Source organism: Streptomyces sp. NPDC058308, assembly GCF_042880275.1.
In the GTDB taxonomy this organism is placed as follows: domain Bacteria; phylum Actinomycetota; class Actinomycetes; order Streptomycetales; family Streptomycetaceae; genus Streptomyces.
Genome location: NZ_JBHVZA010000023.1, coordinates 127,730 through 139,846, shown reverse-complemented (window position 1 = coordinate 139,846; position 12,117 = coordinate 127,730). Strand labels below are relative to the sequence as shown.

The 12,117-nt window shown below is 70.7% G+C and carries 12 protein-coding genes; 8 read left to right on the top strand and 4 right to left on the bottom strand.

All coding sequences use genetic code 11. From position 1 onward, the window contains the following. The first annotated feature begins 76 nt into the window (after window positions 1–76). From bioB to bioD, 3 genes are read left to right on the top strand one after another with little or no spacing between them, the layout of a single operon-like run. Window positions 77–1,324 (top strand): biotin synthase BioB, encoded by a 1,248-nt coding sequence (gene bioB, locus ACFVYL_RS28045; RefSeq protein ID WP_389720643.1) that lies wholly within the window; start codon window positions 77–79, stop codon window positions 1,322–1,324. After that, window positions 1,317–2,597 carry an adenosylmethionine--8-amino-7-oxononanoate transaminase gene (locus ACFVYL_RS28040; protein WP_389720640.1) on the top strand — a complete coding sequence of 427 codons (1,281 nt, stop codon included), beginning with the start codon at window positions 1,317–1,319 and terminating at the stop codon, window positions 2,595–2,597. The genes bioB and ACFVYL_RS28040 overlap by 8 nt, the downstream gene beginning before the upstream one ends. 1 nt (window position 2,598) lies before the next feature. Next, on the top strand, window positions 2,599–3,351 hold the full coding sequence (bioD, locus tag ACFVYL_RS28035; protein ID WP_389720637.1) for a dethiobiotin synthase: 753 nt from the start codon (window positions 2,599–2,601) through the stop codon (window positions 3,349–3,351). 118 nt (window positions 3,352–3,469) lie between these two features. Here the strand turns inward: bioD and ACFVYL_RS28030 are convergent, their stop codons facing one another. After that, the gene (locus tag ACFVYL_RS28030; protein WP_389720634.1) at window positions 3,470–4,216 is read right to left on the bottom strand and encodes a DUF1838 family protein; all 747 of its coding nucleotides are present in this window, start codon (window positions 4,214–4,216) and stop codon (window positions 3,470–3,472) included. Between the two features lie 118 nt (window positions 4,217–4,334). Between ACFVYL_RS28030 and ACFVYL_RS28025 the strand changes: the two genes are divergently transcribed. Beyond that, window positions 4,335–5,012, top strand: a complete 678-nt coding sequence (locus ACFVYL_RS28025) for a class I SAM-dependent methyltransferase (protein WP_389720631.1) — start codon at window positions 4,335–4,337, stop codon at window positions 5,010–5,012. A gap of 287 nt (window positions 5,013–5,299) precedes the next feature. Here ACFVYL_RS28025 and ACFVYL_RS28020 read toward each other — a convergent pair whose 3' ends face one another. Further along, window positions 5,300–5,878, bottom strand: a complete 579-nt coding sequence (locus ACFVYL_RS28020) for a TetR/AcrR family transcriptional regulator (RefSeq protein WP_389720628.1) — start codon at window positions 5,876–5,878, stop codon at window positions 5,300–5,302. A gap of 85 nt (window positions 5,879–5,963) precedes the next feature. Between ACFVYL_RS28020 and ACFVYL_RS28015 the strand changes: the two genes are divergently transcribed. Both ACFVYL_RS28015 and ACFVYL_RS28010 read left to right on the top strand, forming a co-directional pair. Beyond that, entirely contained in the window at window positions 5,964–6,845 is an 882-nt protein-coding gene (locus tag ACFVYL_RS28015; protein WP_389720625.1) for an SDR family oxidoreductase, read from the top strand. Window positions 6,846–6,950: 105 nt separating this feature from the next. After that, complete coding sequence (locus tag ACFVYL_RS28010) at window positions 6,951–7,838, top strand: SDR family oxidoreductase (RefSeq protein WP_389720622.1); 888 nt, start codon at window positions 6,951–6,953, stop codon at window positions 7,836–7,838. A gap of 83 nt (window positions 7,839–7,921) precedes the next feature. Here ACFVYL_RS28010 and ACFVYL_RS28005 read toward each other — a convergent pair whose 3' ends face one another. Both ACFVYL_RS28005 and ACFVYL_RS28000 read right to left on the bottom strand, forming a co-directional pair. Then, on the bottom strand, window positions 7,922–8,293 hold the full coding sequence (locus ACFVYL_RS28005) for a fic family toxin-antitoxin system, toxin component (RefSeq protein ID WP_389720619.1): 372 nt from the start codon (window positions 8,291–8,293) through the stop codon (window positions 7,922–7,924). A 4-nt stretch (window positions 8,294–8,297) separates the two neighbouring features. Continuing rightward, window positions 8,298–8,546 carry an antitoxin gene (locus ACFVYL_RS28000; RefSeq protein ID WP_389720617.1) on the bottom strand — a complete coding sequence of 83 codons (249 nt, stop codon included), beginning with the start codon at window positions 8,544–8,546 and terminating at the stop codon, window positions 8,298–8,300. 163 nt (window positions 8,547–8,709) lie between these two features. Between ACFVYL_RS28000 and ACFVYL_RS27995 the strand changes: the two genes are divergently transcribed. Further along, complete coding sequence (locus ACFVYL_RS27995; RefSeq protein WP_389720614.1) at window positions 8,710–9,531, top strand: ABC transporter ATP-binding protein; 822 nt, start codon at window positions 8,710–8,712, stop codon at window positions 9,529–9,531. A 10-nt stretch (window positions 9,532–9,541) separates the two neighbouring features. Continuing rightward, window positions 9,542–12,106 (top strand): ABC transporter permease, encoded by a 2,565-nt coding sequence (locus ACFVYL_RS27990; RefSeq protein WP_389720611.1) that lies wholly within the window; start codon window positions 9,542–9,544, stop codon window positions 12,104–12,106. Window positions 12,107–12,117: the final 11 nt, after the last annotated feature.

Genomic DNA, 12,117 nt, shown 5'->3' with positions numbered 1-12,117 from the left:
TACTTACACCTCAAAGCGTTTCTGTTGTGCGAACTCTCCTTGGCCCGGCAGGCTGCCGTGCGTAAGGATCAGCGCCATGGACCTGCTGAACACGCTGGTGGAAAAGGGACTTCGGCGCGAACTGCCGACCCGCGAAGAGGCGCTGGCCGTACTGGCCACCTCCGACGACGATCTCCTGGACGTAGTGGCCGCCGCCGGGAAGGTGCGGCGGCAGTGGTTCGGGCGACGGGTGAAGCTCAACTATCTGGTCAATCTCAAGTCGGGGCTGTGCCCCGAGGACTGCTCGTACTGTTCGCAGCGCCTCGGCTCCAAGGCCGAGATCCTCAAGTACACCTGGCTGAAGCCGGACGAGGCCTCGCAGGCCGCGGCGGCCGGGGTCGCGGGCGGCGCCAAGCGGGTCTGCCTGGTGGCCAGCGGCCGCGGCCCGACGGACCGCGACGTCGACCGGGTGGCCCAGACCATCGCGGCGGTCAAGGAGCAGAACGAGGGCGTCGAGGTGTGCGCCTGCCTCGGTCTGCTCTCGGACGGCCAGGCGGAGCGCCTGCGCGGCGCGGGCGCGGACGCTTACAACCACAACCTCAACACGTCCGAGGCGACGTACGCGGACATCACCAAGACGCACACGTACGCCGACCGTGTCGACACCGTCCAGAAGGCGCACTCGGCGGGCCTTTCTGCCTGCTCGGGGCTGATCGCGGGCATGGGCGAGAGCGACGAGGACCTCGTCGACGTGGTGTACGCGCTGCGCGAGCTCGACGCGGATTCCGTGCCGGTGAACTTCCTGATCCCCTTCGAGGGCACGCCGCTGGCCAAGGAGTGGAACCTCACGCCGCAGCGGTGCCTGCGGATCCTCGCCATGGTCCGCTTCGTCTGCCCGGACATCGAGGTGCGCATCGCGGGCGGTCGCGAGGTCCATCTCCGCTCTATGCAGCCGCTCGCCCTGAACCTCGCCAACTCCATCTTCCTGGGCGACTACCTGACCAGTGAGGGCCAGGCGGGCAAGACGGACCTGGAGATGATCGCCGACGCCGGCTTCGAGGTCGAGGGCACGGATCAGGTGACGCTGCCGCAGCACCGCGTGGACGCGGCGGCCGCCGCGGGGGGCTGCGGCTCGCACGCGGAGGCGGGCTGCGGCTCGCACGACGAGGCCGGTTGCGGCTCGCACGCGGGTGGCGGCTGCGGCCCCTGCGGGGCGGCCGAGCCCGCCGGGGAGCCCGTGGCTGAGCCCGCCGCGGAGGCGGTGGCCGAGCCCGCCGGGGCACGAACGGACCTGGTGGCGGTGCGGCGCCGGGGTGCGGGAACGGATCTCGCGCCCAATGCCTGACCTCTCCACCTCCGAGCTCCTCGCACTCGACCGGCAGCACGTCTGGCACCCCTACGGGCCGATGCCGGGCCGCCAGGAGCCCCTGGTCGTCGAGTCGGCGAGCGGCGTCCGGCTGCGCCTCGCGGACGGCGGTCCCGAGCTGATCGACGGCATGTCGTCCTGGTGGTCGGCGATCCACGGCTACAACCACCCCGTGCTCAACGACGCGGTGCGCGGCCAGCTGGACCGGATGAGCCACGTCATGTTCGGCGGGCTCACGCACGAACCCGCCGTCCGGCTCGCGAAGCGTCTTGTCGACATCTCGCCCGAAGGTCTTGAGCATGTCTTCCTCGCCGACTCCGGCTCCGTCTCGGTCGAGGTCGCCCTCAAGATGTGCCTCCAGTACTGGCGCTCGCTCGGCCGGCCGGCCAAGCAGCGGGTGCTGACCTGGCGCGGCGGCTACCACGGGGACACCTGGCAGCCGATGGCCGTCTGCGACCCCGAGGGCGGCATGCACGAACTCTGGCAGGGCGTCCTGCCGCGTCAGGTGTTCGCGGACGCCCCGCCCTCGGAGTACGAGGAGGCGTACGCGACCCATCTGCACGACATCATCGGACGCCACGCCCACGAGCTCGCGGCCGTGATCGTCGAGCCGGTCGTGCAGGGCGCGGGCGGCATGCGCTTCCACTCCCCCGCCTATCTGCGGGTGCTGCGCCAGGCGTGCGACGCGCACGACGTGCTGCTCGTCTTCGACGAGATCGCGACGGGCTTCGGCCGCACCGGGGCGTTGTTCGCGGCGGACCACGCGGGCGTCACGCCCGACGTGATGTGCCTGGGCAAGTCGCTGACCGGCGGCTATCTGACGCTGGCGGCGACCCTGTGCACGCCGCGGGTCGCGGACGGCATCTCCCAGGGGAAGGTGCCGGTCCTCGCGCACGGCCCGACGTTCATGGGCAATCCGCTGGCCACCGCGGTGGCCGGGGCCTCGATCGACCTGCTCATCGGGCAGGACTGGCAGAGCGAGGTCAAGCGCATCGAGTCGGGTCTGCGCGAGGGCCTGGCCGAGGCGGCCGGCCTGCCCTCCGTACGGGAGGTCCGTGTCCTCGGCGCCATCGGGGTCGTCCAGCTGGACCATCCGGTGGACATGGCGGCGGCGACGCGGGCCGCGGTGCGCGAGGGCGTATGGGTGCGGCCGTTCCGCGACCTGATCTACACGATGCCGCCGTTCATCACGGGGGACGACGACGTGGCGCGGATCGCGCGCGCGGTGTGCGCCGCGGCGAAGGAGGGCTGACATGACAGTGATCGTGGTGTCCGGGACGGGCACGGAGATCGGCAAGACGGTGACGACGGCCGCGGTGGCCGCCGTCGCGCTCGCGGCGGGCCGCAGCGTCGCCGTCCTCAAGGGCACCCAGACCGGGGTCGCGCCGGGCGAGCCGGGCGACGCGCAGGAGGTCGCGCGGCTGGCGGGCGAGGCCGTCACGACGCTGGAACTCGCCCGGTTCCCCGAGCCCCTTGCGCCGAACACCGCCGCGCGCCGGGCCGGCCTGGAGCCCGTACGTCCCGCGGACGTGGCCGACGCGGCGGCGAAGCTGGCGACGGAGCACGACCTGGTCCTCGTCGAGGGCGCGGGCGGCCTGCTCGTCCGTCTCGACGACGAGGGCGGCACGCTGGCCGACACGGCCCGGCTGCTCGGCGCCCCGGTCCTCGTGGTCGCCACCGCGGGGCTGGGCACCCTCAACGCGACGACGCTGACCACGGAGGCGCTGCGGGCGCGCGGGATCGAGCAGCTGGGCGTCGTCGTCGGCAGCTGGCCCGCGGCGCCGGACCTGGCCTCCCGGTGCAACCTCGCCGACCTCCCGGAGGCATCGGGCAGGCGTCTGCTCGGCGCGATCCCGGCAGGTTCCGGAACCCTCGAAGGCCCCGACTTCCGTACGCGGTCCGGGAGTTGGCTGGGCCCGGAACTGGGCGGCACGTGGAACGGAGCGGCGTTCACGGAGCGGGAGGCGCCTGCGGCGTGGTCGGCGGAGGGGGCGCGGGAGCGCTGAGCCGCTGCACTGTCGGGGCGCCGGGCGGGCGGGGCGGTCGTGGCCGCGCCGCCCGCCCCGCCGGCTCGGCTCACTCCGGCCGCCCCGCCCCCTCCGGTGGACGGCAGGCGCCAGGCGGCTACTTCGGCGGGTTGAGCTTGCGGAAGTACGTCCAGCTGGTCTCGTTCGGCTCGCTCCACTTCTCCGGGGCGCGGGCGAACTCCGGATGCCGGTCGGCTATGTAGGCGCGCGTGCGCTCGGGGACCTCGGCGTACGAGCCGAGCTTGCGGCCCCGGCAGTGGTAGGTGAGGCCACCGGGCCGCTGACCGCGCGCCATCCACGGGAGCCACTGCGACATCCGGGTCCACGACATGGTGGCCGGGACGCCGGGCGCCGCCGTGGCCAGATCGGCGCGGTCCACGAAGAACTGGAAGAGCTCCAGGGCCTGGTACGTGTCGCCGGCCGAATGGCGCGGGTACTGGGCCACCGGCAGCGGCGAGGGGTAGGCCAGCGGGATTTCCAGGCTGAAGCAGACCTGGTCGCCGAGGTCGGTCGTCGGGACCGGGAAGGGGCGCCACTTCTGGTTCGCGGGGTCGTTCCATATGTGCACCACCGGCAGGTCCTGCCAGCTCTCCAGGATCTCGCGGGTGGCAGGGTCCAGGTAGAACGCGGCCTCACGGCTGAGCAGTTGATAGGTGTCCGGACCGTCCTCTGGGTCCTGGACGAGGCGGGCGACGTTGAGCCCTTCGAAGCCGAAGAGGCGCTGGTACGGCTCGTCGGGCGCCCAGGAGTACACGTTTCCTGACCACCAGTACGTGACCTCCTCACCATCCAGCGAAGCCCGGGCACGGGCGAAGGAGCGGAGAGACTCTGCGGGTGTCGTCATACGGAGTACTGTGCGCGATCTCCCGCGCCCGGTGACAGCACCTCCAGCCGATGCGGCGGAGAACGGTCCCTTCGGGGGCACCATGGCGGTATCCGCTCGCTTTCGCCGAGGAGGGCCCATGTCGGCTCGCTCCACCAGGTCCGTGTCCCGGGACGCCGTGCACCACCCCGTCTTCGCCCGCTTCTACGCACGACAGAGTGTGGCCGCCGAACCCGTGATCGGCGCGTACCGGCGGGAACTGCTCGCCGGGCTCTCCGGGCGGGTCATCGAGGTGGGGGCGGGCAACGGCCTCAACTTCGCGCACTATCCGGGCGCGGTCTCCGAGGTCGTGGCGATCGAACCGGAGCGGATCCTGCGGCGGCTGGCGGTGTCCGCGGCCCTGCGTGCGGACGTGCCCGTCGACGTCGTGCCGGGCGCCGCCGAGGCACTGCCGGTCAAGAGCGAGGCGTTCGACGCGGCCGTCGTCTCGCTGGTGCTGTGCAGCGTGCGCGATGTGCCGCGGGCCCTGGGCGAGTTGCGGCGGGTGCTACGGCCCGGCGGTGAGCTGCGGTTCTTCGAGCACGGCCGCGCGCCGGGCACGCTGATGGCCGCCACCCAGGGCGTCCTGGACCGTACGGTGTGGCCGCCGCTGTTCGGCGGCTGCCACGTGGGGCGGGACACGCTGGGGGCGCTGCGCGCGGCCGGGTTCGAGATCGGCGAGCACCGTCGTCTCCTCGTACCCGCGAAGGGGCCGCGCCTGCCCACGTCGTACTGCGTGCTCGGTACGGCCGTGCGCCCGGACGGCGCCGCTCACTGAGGTACGGCCGAGCCCTCAAGGCCTCAGAGGGCCAAGTGACGTGATGTCACATTTGACGTCACCGGAACGTGTGGCGCAGGCCCATCAGCGCTGATCGGGGAGTTCTGCCGTGCTGGAGTGTCCTTCGTGAGCGACCACCAGCCTATCAACCCACATACCGGCCCTCTGAGTCCGAGGCAGCGGCGAGGTCGGCAGGGTGTTGGCAAATCACTTTCCGTGGATTTCGGCCGCGGTGACGAGTGACAGGTCAAGGCGCAAGCAGCCGATGAGCGGGTGAGGTTGTCCGGTCAGCCCAGCGATGCGCTCGCCGCACGCAGCTCGTCCAGGGCCGCCAGGATGTACCCGGCGAGCTCGTCCTTGCCATCACGGTCGCCCTCGGACCATTCGGCGAACCCCCGTTTGAAGGCGAGGAGGCCCAGCTCACTCGCGAGAGCCGCAGTCGGATCGGGCACACCGCGGGCGACCAGGGCGGTTGTCACCGCGGCCGCGAGGCTGACGCTCTTGAGGGCGTCACGCTGTTGAAGTTCGGTGCTGGCGGCAACGGCCGCCTTCAGGCGAGGGGCGAGTTCCCGACTCGTGGGGCCCATCGCGCTCGAGGCGCGCTCGAGGCCGGCAGCGACCGCCTCGAGCGGGCTGGCGTTACCGGGCGCCTCGGCGATCCCCTCGGCCAGCAGCCGGCTCAGCGTCTCCTGCCCGGCCACCAGCAGCTCGCGCTTATCGGGGAAGTGCCGGAAGAAGGTGCTTTTGGTGACTCCGGCACGCTCGGCGATCTGCGCGACCGTCGTGGCGTCGTACCCCTGCTCGGTGAACAGGTCGACGGCAGCCACGACGAGGCGTTCGCGCGCCCCTGGTTCCCATCTACCCATGGGCCCATCCTACGTGATGGGACTCTTGTCCCATCACCCTGCTAGAGTGACGGGACAAGAGTCCCATCACTTCCGGGAGAGTTCCATGCGCGTCTTCGTCACCGGCGGCACCGGTCTGATCGGTTCCGCCGTCGTCGCCGAACTGCTCGGCAACGACCACACCGTCCTTGCCTTAGCCCGCTCCGACGCGTCCGCACTGGCCGCCGAGGCGGCCGGCGCCGAGCCGCTCCGGGGAGGTCTCACCGATCTGGACATCCTTCGGGCCGGCGTCGCTCAGGCCGACGGGGTGATCCACCTTGCGTTCGGCAACGACTTCAGCAGCCCCGACGCCCTGGCAAATGCGGTCGCCGAGGAAAGTGCCGCCCTCGCGGCCCTCGGCGAGGAACTCGTCGGCAGCGACCGCCCCTTCGTCACCGTCTCGGGTACGCCCGATGTGCCGGGCCGCGTCTCCACCGAGGCCGACCCGGTATCGACCGACGGGCCGGTCGGTGGTCGCGGTCGCGCGGTCACGGCGGTCCTGGACTTGGCCTCGCGCGGGGTCCGGAGCACGGCCGTACGCCTGCCGCGCACGGTTCACAACCAGGGCACGGGCGGGTTCGCCGGGCTGCTGACCAACATCGCACGCCAGACCGGAGTGTCCGGCTACCCGGGCGACGGCACACAGCGTTGGCCGGCCGTGCACGCGCTCGACGCGGCAGTCCTCTTCCGGCTCGCCCTGGAACAGGCGCAAGCCGGTACCGCCTGGCACGCCGTGGACGATGAGGGAGACAGGGTGCGTGACATCGCTGCGGTCATCGGCCGACGGCTGGGCCTGCCGGTCGAGTCGGTGCCATCGGAGACCTACGGCCCTCTCGGCCCGATCTTCGCGACCGACCAGCCCTCGTCCAGCGCCCACACCCGGCAGGCTCTCGGCTGGGAGCCGAAGCACCCGCGCCTTCTGGAGGACCTGGAGAACATCCAGCCCTAAGGGCAACCGTCCCGCACTGTCGACATACCGGTGCCGAAAGTGGATTTTCACTGGAAATGCACTTTATGCGGCAATTCATGTCTACAAATAACAGGAGATCCCGTCATGGTGGTAGTTGTCTTCGGCGCTCGCGGAAACGTGGGCCGACACGTGACTGACGGCCTGTTGGCCGCCGGCGAACACGTCAGAGCAGTCAGCAGAACCCCAGCCGCAGGCCGGACACCCGGGTTGGAAGCTGTCGCCGCCGACCTGGACCGTCCCGAGACGCTGCGCGCAGCGCTCGACGGCGCCGACAAGCTGTTCCTCTACGGAATGCTCAACCCCCAAAAGCCCTACGACATCGAGAAGGTCGCCGCGACGGCCGCAGCTGCGGGGATCCGCCAGGTGGTTCTGCTTTCGTCGGTGGCGGTCCTGGACCCCGATGCCGACCATCCGGTCCCCCTCCTGAATCGAACGATCGAGCAGGCCATCCAACGGTCCGGTATGGACTGGACGTTCCTCAGGCCGGGGACATTCGCCACCAACACCCGCACCTGGTGGGCCGAATCAATCCGCACCGACAACGTTGTCCGTCTTCCCTATCCGCTCGCACAGTCGGCGCCGGTACACGAGAAGGACATCGCGGCGCTCGCGGTCACCGCCCTGACCGAACCGGGCCACTCGCACCAGACCTACACCATCTACGGGGCCGAGTCCCTGACCCTGCGACGCCAGGTCGAGCACATCGGCGAGGCCATCGACCGCCCCATCCGGATTGAACACATCTCCGACAAGCAGGCTCGCGCGGAAGTCGGCAGAACAATGCATCCGATCGTGGCCGAGGCGATCGTGAGTCAGTGGGCCGCCGCCAACGGCGTCCCGGCCCTGACCTCCGCCATCGTCGAAAAAATCACCGGCGCGCCAGCACACACCTACGCCCAATGGGCCGTCGACCACGCCAACGACTTCCACGGCTCTCGGCCAGGCCTCCAACCTCACGACATCGAGCGGTGATACATCGCCAACAATCCTAAAAAGACCGCTCAACACCTGAAAGGCGCATAGCCGAACCTACTTCCCTCTCAGAGCCTGTCGGCTCACAGACTCCACTGACGCAGTTCCTCCGCGATGGTGTGCACGCTCACGCCGTCCTCCTTCACCAGGCGGGCGAGGTCACGCACCTGCTCGGGCGAGGTGACGACCTTCAGGCCGCTGGAGACGAGGTAGGCGTACGCGACGGAGGCGGCGAAGAGCGCGTTGGAGCGTTCGAGCGCGGGGATGTGGAGCAGGAGCTGGAGCAGTGCTGCCGCGCGGTCGTGCGGGGTTTCGTAGACGGGCAGGCCGAATATCTCCGCCTCGTGGCGGCTGACGGCGGCGACGAGCGCGCCCCAGTCGGTGACCTGCGGGTCACCGGGCGTCTTGTGTTCGGCGATCATCAAGAGCCAGGCAAGGTCGATTCTGAGGTCCAACGGCTCAGCGACGACCTTCACGCACCGGGCGGCGGCCCTCGCGCTCGACGCCGAACTCCTCGGCGAAGACGGACTCGTACTGCTTCATGAAGTCGGCGGCGGCCTCGACGAAGGTGTGTCCCACTTCGCCCGAGTCCTGTTTGACGAGTTCTTCGATGTAGCGGTTGACGCTCATGCCCCGGGCCAGGGCGCGCTCCCGCGCGGCCCGGGCGGTGTCCTCGTCCACCCGCACGTTCAACTGGGTCTTCGCCATACCGTCAAGCTAGCGTCCAGGTGCTAGCGCGACAAGGGCGCAGGACCATGCCCCTTACATACGTCTGTGGGGCGCGACCTCGGAGGGATACCGGACGCCCAGGTGGCCCACTACTCTCGGCGGAGTCATGGGAGTTGGCCCGGCCACAACCCAGGAGGCCGCCTTGTCCACACCTGCTTCGGCGCCGTTCACGGGCCGTTCCGGGCCCGCCGCCCGCGCCCGCGGCCTCACCAAGGCGTACGGCTCGGGCGAGACGACCGTCCTCGCCCTCGACTCGGTCGACGTGGACATCGCGCGCGAGCGCTTCACGGCGGTCATGGGCCCTTCCGGTTCGGGAAAATCCACGCTGATGCACTGCCTGGCCGGGCTCGACAGCGTCTCCGCGGGCCAGGTGTGGCTCGGGGACACGGAGATCACGGGCCTGAAGGAGCGCGAGCTGACCCGGCTGCGGCGGGACCGGATCGGGTTCATGTTCCAGTCGTTCAACCTCATCCCCACGCTCAACGCCCTGGAGAACATGACGCTCCCGATGGACATCGCGGGGCAGCGGCCCGACCACGACTGGCTGGAGCACATCATCGACACGCTGGGCCTGCGGGACCGTCTGGGGCACCGTCCCGCGCAGCTTTCCGGCGGCCAGCAGCAGCGGGTGGCCTGCGCACGGGCCCTCGCCGCCAAGCCCGAGCTGATCTTCGCCGACGAGCCGACGGGCAACCTCGACTCGCGGGCCGGGCTCGAAGTACTCGGGTTCCTGCGTGACGCGGTGGACCAGCTCGGCCAGACAGTGGTGATGGTGACCCACGATCCCGGCGCGGCCGCCCACTCCGACCTGGTCCTCTTCCTCGGCGACGGGCGGATCGTGGACGACATGGAACGCCCGACGGCCGACACCGTCCTCGAACGCATGAAACGGTTCGACGCCCTGCAGGCGATGGCACCACCGGGCGCGCACGCGCCCACCGACCGTCCGTCCGAACAGAGCTGAGGCGGCCGCGGTGCTGAAGGCGACGCTGAGGAGCTTCCTCGCGCACAAGGGCCGGCTCATGCTCTCCGCGCTCGCCGTGATCCTCTCGGTGGCGTTCGTCGCGGGCAGCCTGATCTTCTCGGACACGGTGACCCGCACCTTCGACCGGCTGTTCGCCTCCACGTCGGCCGATGTGACGGTCGAGCCCAAGGAGGACCTCGACGAGGCGGTGCCGTCCGGGCAGACACCGACGGTGCCCGCGCGCCTCAAGGAGCGGGTGGCCAAGGTCGCCGGGGTCGCGGACGCGCACGTCGACACGAAGGTCGAGAACATCACCATCGTCGACCGCGACAACGAATCCGTGGGCCCGACGACCGGCGCCCCCACCATCGCCACCAACTGGTACCCCACCGACCGCAGCCCCGTGGAGCTCACCTCGGGCCACGCCCCGCGCGGCGCCGGTCAGGCGATGATCGACGCGGACACGGCCGACAAGAAGGACGTGGAGATCGGCGACACGCTCACCGTCCTCGCGCGCCCCGGCTCGTTCAAGGTCGAGGTCGTCGGCATCGCCACGTTCACCACGACGAACCCCGGGGCCGCCCTCGTCTTCCTGGACACCCCGACCGCCCAGCGCGAGCTCCTCGGTTCGACGGACGCGGCGACGGGCATCTCGGTGACGGCCGCCGACGGCGTCTCCGACACCGCCCTCAAGCAGCGGATCGCCGCCGAACTCGGCTCCGGCTACGACCTGGAGACGGCCGATGAACAGGCCGACTCCGCCGCGTCCGAGCTCGGCGGCTTCCTGGACGTCATCAAGTACGTCATGCTCGGCTTCGCCGGCGTCGCCGTACTCGTGGGCATCTTCCTGATCGTCAACACCTTCTCCATGCTCATCGCGCAGCGCACCCGCGAACTGGGGCTGCTGCGCGCGCTCGGCGCCGACCGCAGGCAGGTGCGCCGCTCCGTCCTCGTCGAGGCGCTGCTGCTCGGCCTGGTCGGCGCGACGCTGGGCCTCGCCGCGGGCATCGGCCTCGCCCTCGGCCTGATCGAGCTGATGGGCCTGTTCGGGATGAACCTGAAGTCCACAGAGATGGTCGTCGGCTGGGCGACGCCCGTCGCCGCGTACGTCGTCGGGGTCGGCGTCACGTTCGTCGCCGCGTACCTCCCGGCCCGGCGGGCCGCGCACGTCTCGCCGATGGCGGCGCTCGCCGACGCCGAGATCGCGGGCGTGGGGCGGCCGTTGAAGGTGCGGGCCGCCGCGGGCTCCGTCGTCGGGGCGGCCGGCGCCGCCGCCCTGGTGGGCTGTGCGCGGGCGGAGAAGACCTCGTCGGCGGCGTCCCTGCTCGGGCTCGGCATCGTCCTGACCCTGATCGCCACGGTCATCGCGGGCCCTCTCCTGGTCCGTCCGGTGATCCGGGTCCTCGGCGGCGTGTTCCCCGCGGTCTTCGGTTCGGTCGGCCGGATGAGCCAGCGCAACGCGCTGCGCAACCCGCGCCGCACGGGCGCCACGGCAGCCGCGCTCATGGTGGGGCTCGCGCTGGTCGGCGGCCTCTCGGTGGCCAGCGCCTCGATGACGAAGTCGTTCGACCGGCAGATAGACAAAACACTCGGCGCCGACTTCGTGGTGCAGAACAGCAACTTCATGCCGTTCTCGTCGGAGATCACCGGGAAGGTCGAGCGCACCGACGGCGCGGGCCTCGTCGTGCGCCAGCGCTTCACCCCCATCGAACTGGCGCTGCCCGACGGCAAGAAGGTCGAGACGACCGCCGCGGGTTACGGTCCGCGGCTCGACGACGTCGCCAAGGTCACGTACACGCAGGGGAGTTCACGTGCCGCGCTCGCGCCCGGCCGGATCGGCATGGACAAGGACTTCGCGGCGAAGCACAAGGTGCGCGTCGGTGACGCGCTGCCCGCGAGGTTCCCCGGCGAGCGAGCGGCGAAGCTGACGGTCGGCGCGCTCACCGACCAGGACTCCGCCGAGGGGTTCGGCGTGGAGGGCGGGCTGTTCCTCGGGTTCGGCACGGTCGAGAAGTACGTGCCGGGCGGCCAGGACTCCGCGTTGTTCGTCAACGCGGCGCCGGGCACGGACGCGGACACCCTGCGCGAGCGCCTGGACAAGACCCTCGACCCGTATCCGCAGGTACAGGTGCGCGACCAGGCCGACTACAAGGAGCTGATCCGGCAGCAGATTGCCGTGATGCTCTACCTCGTCTACGCGCTCCTCGGACTCGCGATCGTCATCGCGGTCCTCGGCGTGGTCAACACCCTCGCCCTGTCGGTCGTCGAGCGCACCCGGGAGATCGGGCTGCTGCGCGCCATCGGTCTCGGCCGGCGTCAGCTGCGCCGGATGATCCGTCTGGAGTCGGTGGTGATCGCGGTGTTCGGGGCGCTGCTCGGGCTCGCGCTCGGTCTGGTCTGGGGTGTCGCCGTCCAGCAGGTCCTCGCACTGCAGGGGATGAAGGAGCTGGCGTTCCCCTGGACGACCATCCTCGCGGTGGTGATCGGCTCGGTGGTCGTCGGACTCGCCGCGGCGCTGCTGCCCGCGCTCCGCGCCTCCCGCATGAACGTACTGGCGGCCATCGCGCACGAGTGAGCGGCCGACGC

Excerpts from the sequence above, each read along its gene's own strand:
- ACFVYL_RS28025 (WP_389720631.1), top strand. The coding sequence starts at position 4,335 with ATGTCGGCTCGCTCCACCAGGTCCGTGTCCCGGGACGCCGTGCACCAC.
- ACFVYL_RS28030 (WP_389720634.1), bottom strand. The coding sequence starts at position 4,216 with ATGACGACACCCGCAGAGTCTCTCCGCTCCTTCGCCCGTGCCCGGGCT.
- ACFVYL_RS28015 (WP_389720625.1), top strand. The coding sequence starts at position 5,964 with ATGCGCGTCTTCGTCACCGGCGGCACCGGTCTGATCGGTTCCGCCGTC.
- ACFVYL_RS28010 (WP_389720622.1), top strand. The coding sequence starts at position 6,951 with ATGGTGGTAGTTGTCTTCGGCGCTCGCGGAAACGTGGGCCGACACGTG.
- bioD (WP_389720637.1), top strand. The coding sequence starts at position 2,599 with ATGACAGTGATCGTGGTGTCCGGGACGGGCACGGAGATCGGCAAGACG.
- ACFVYL_RS28040 (WP_389720640.1), top strand. The coding sequence starts at position 1,317 with ATGCCTGACCTCTCCACCTCCGAGCTCCTCGCACTCGACCGGCAGCAC.
- ACFVYL_RS28000 (WP_389720617.1), bottom strand. The coding sequence starts at position 8,546 with ATGGCGAAGACCCAGTTGAACGTGCGGGTGGACGAGGACACCGCCCGG.
- bioB (WP_389720643.1), top strand. The coding sequence starts at position 77 with ATGGACCTGCTGAACACGCTGGTGGAAAAGGGACTTCGGCGCGAACTG.
- ACFVYL_RS28020 (WP_389720628.1), bottom strand. The coding sequence starts at position 5,878 with ATGGGTAGATGGGAACCAGGGGCGCGCGAACGCCTCGTCGTGGCTGCC.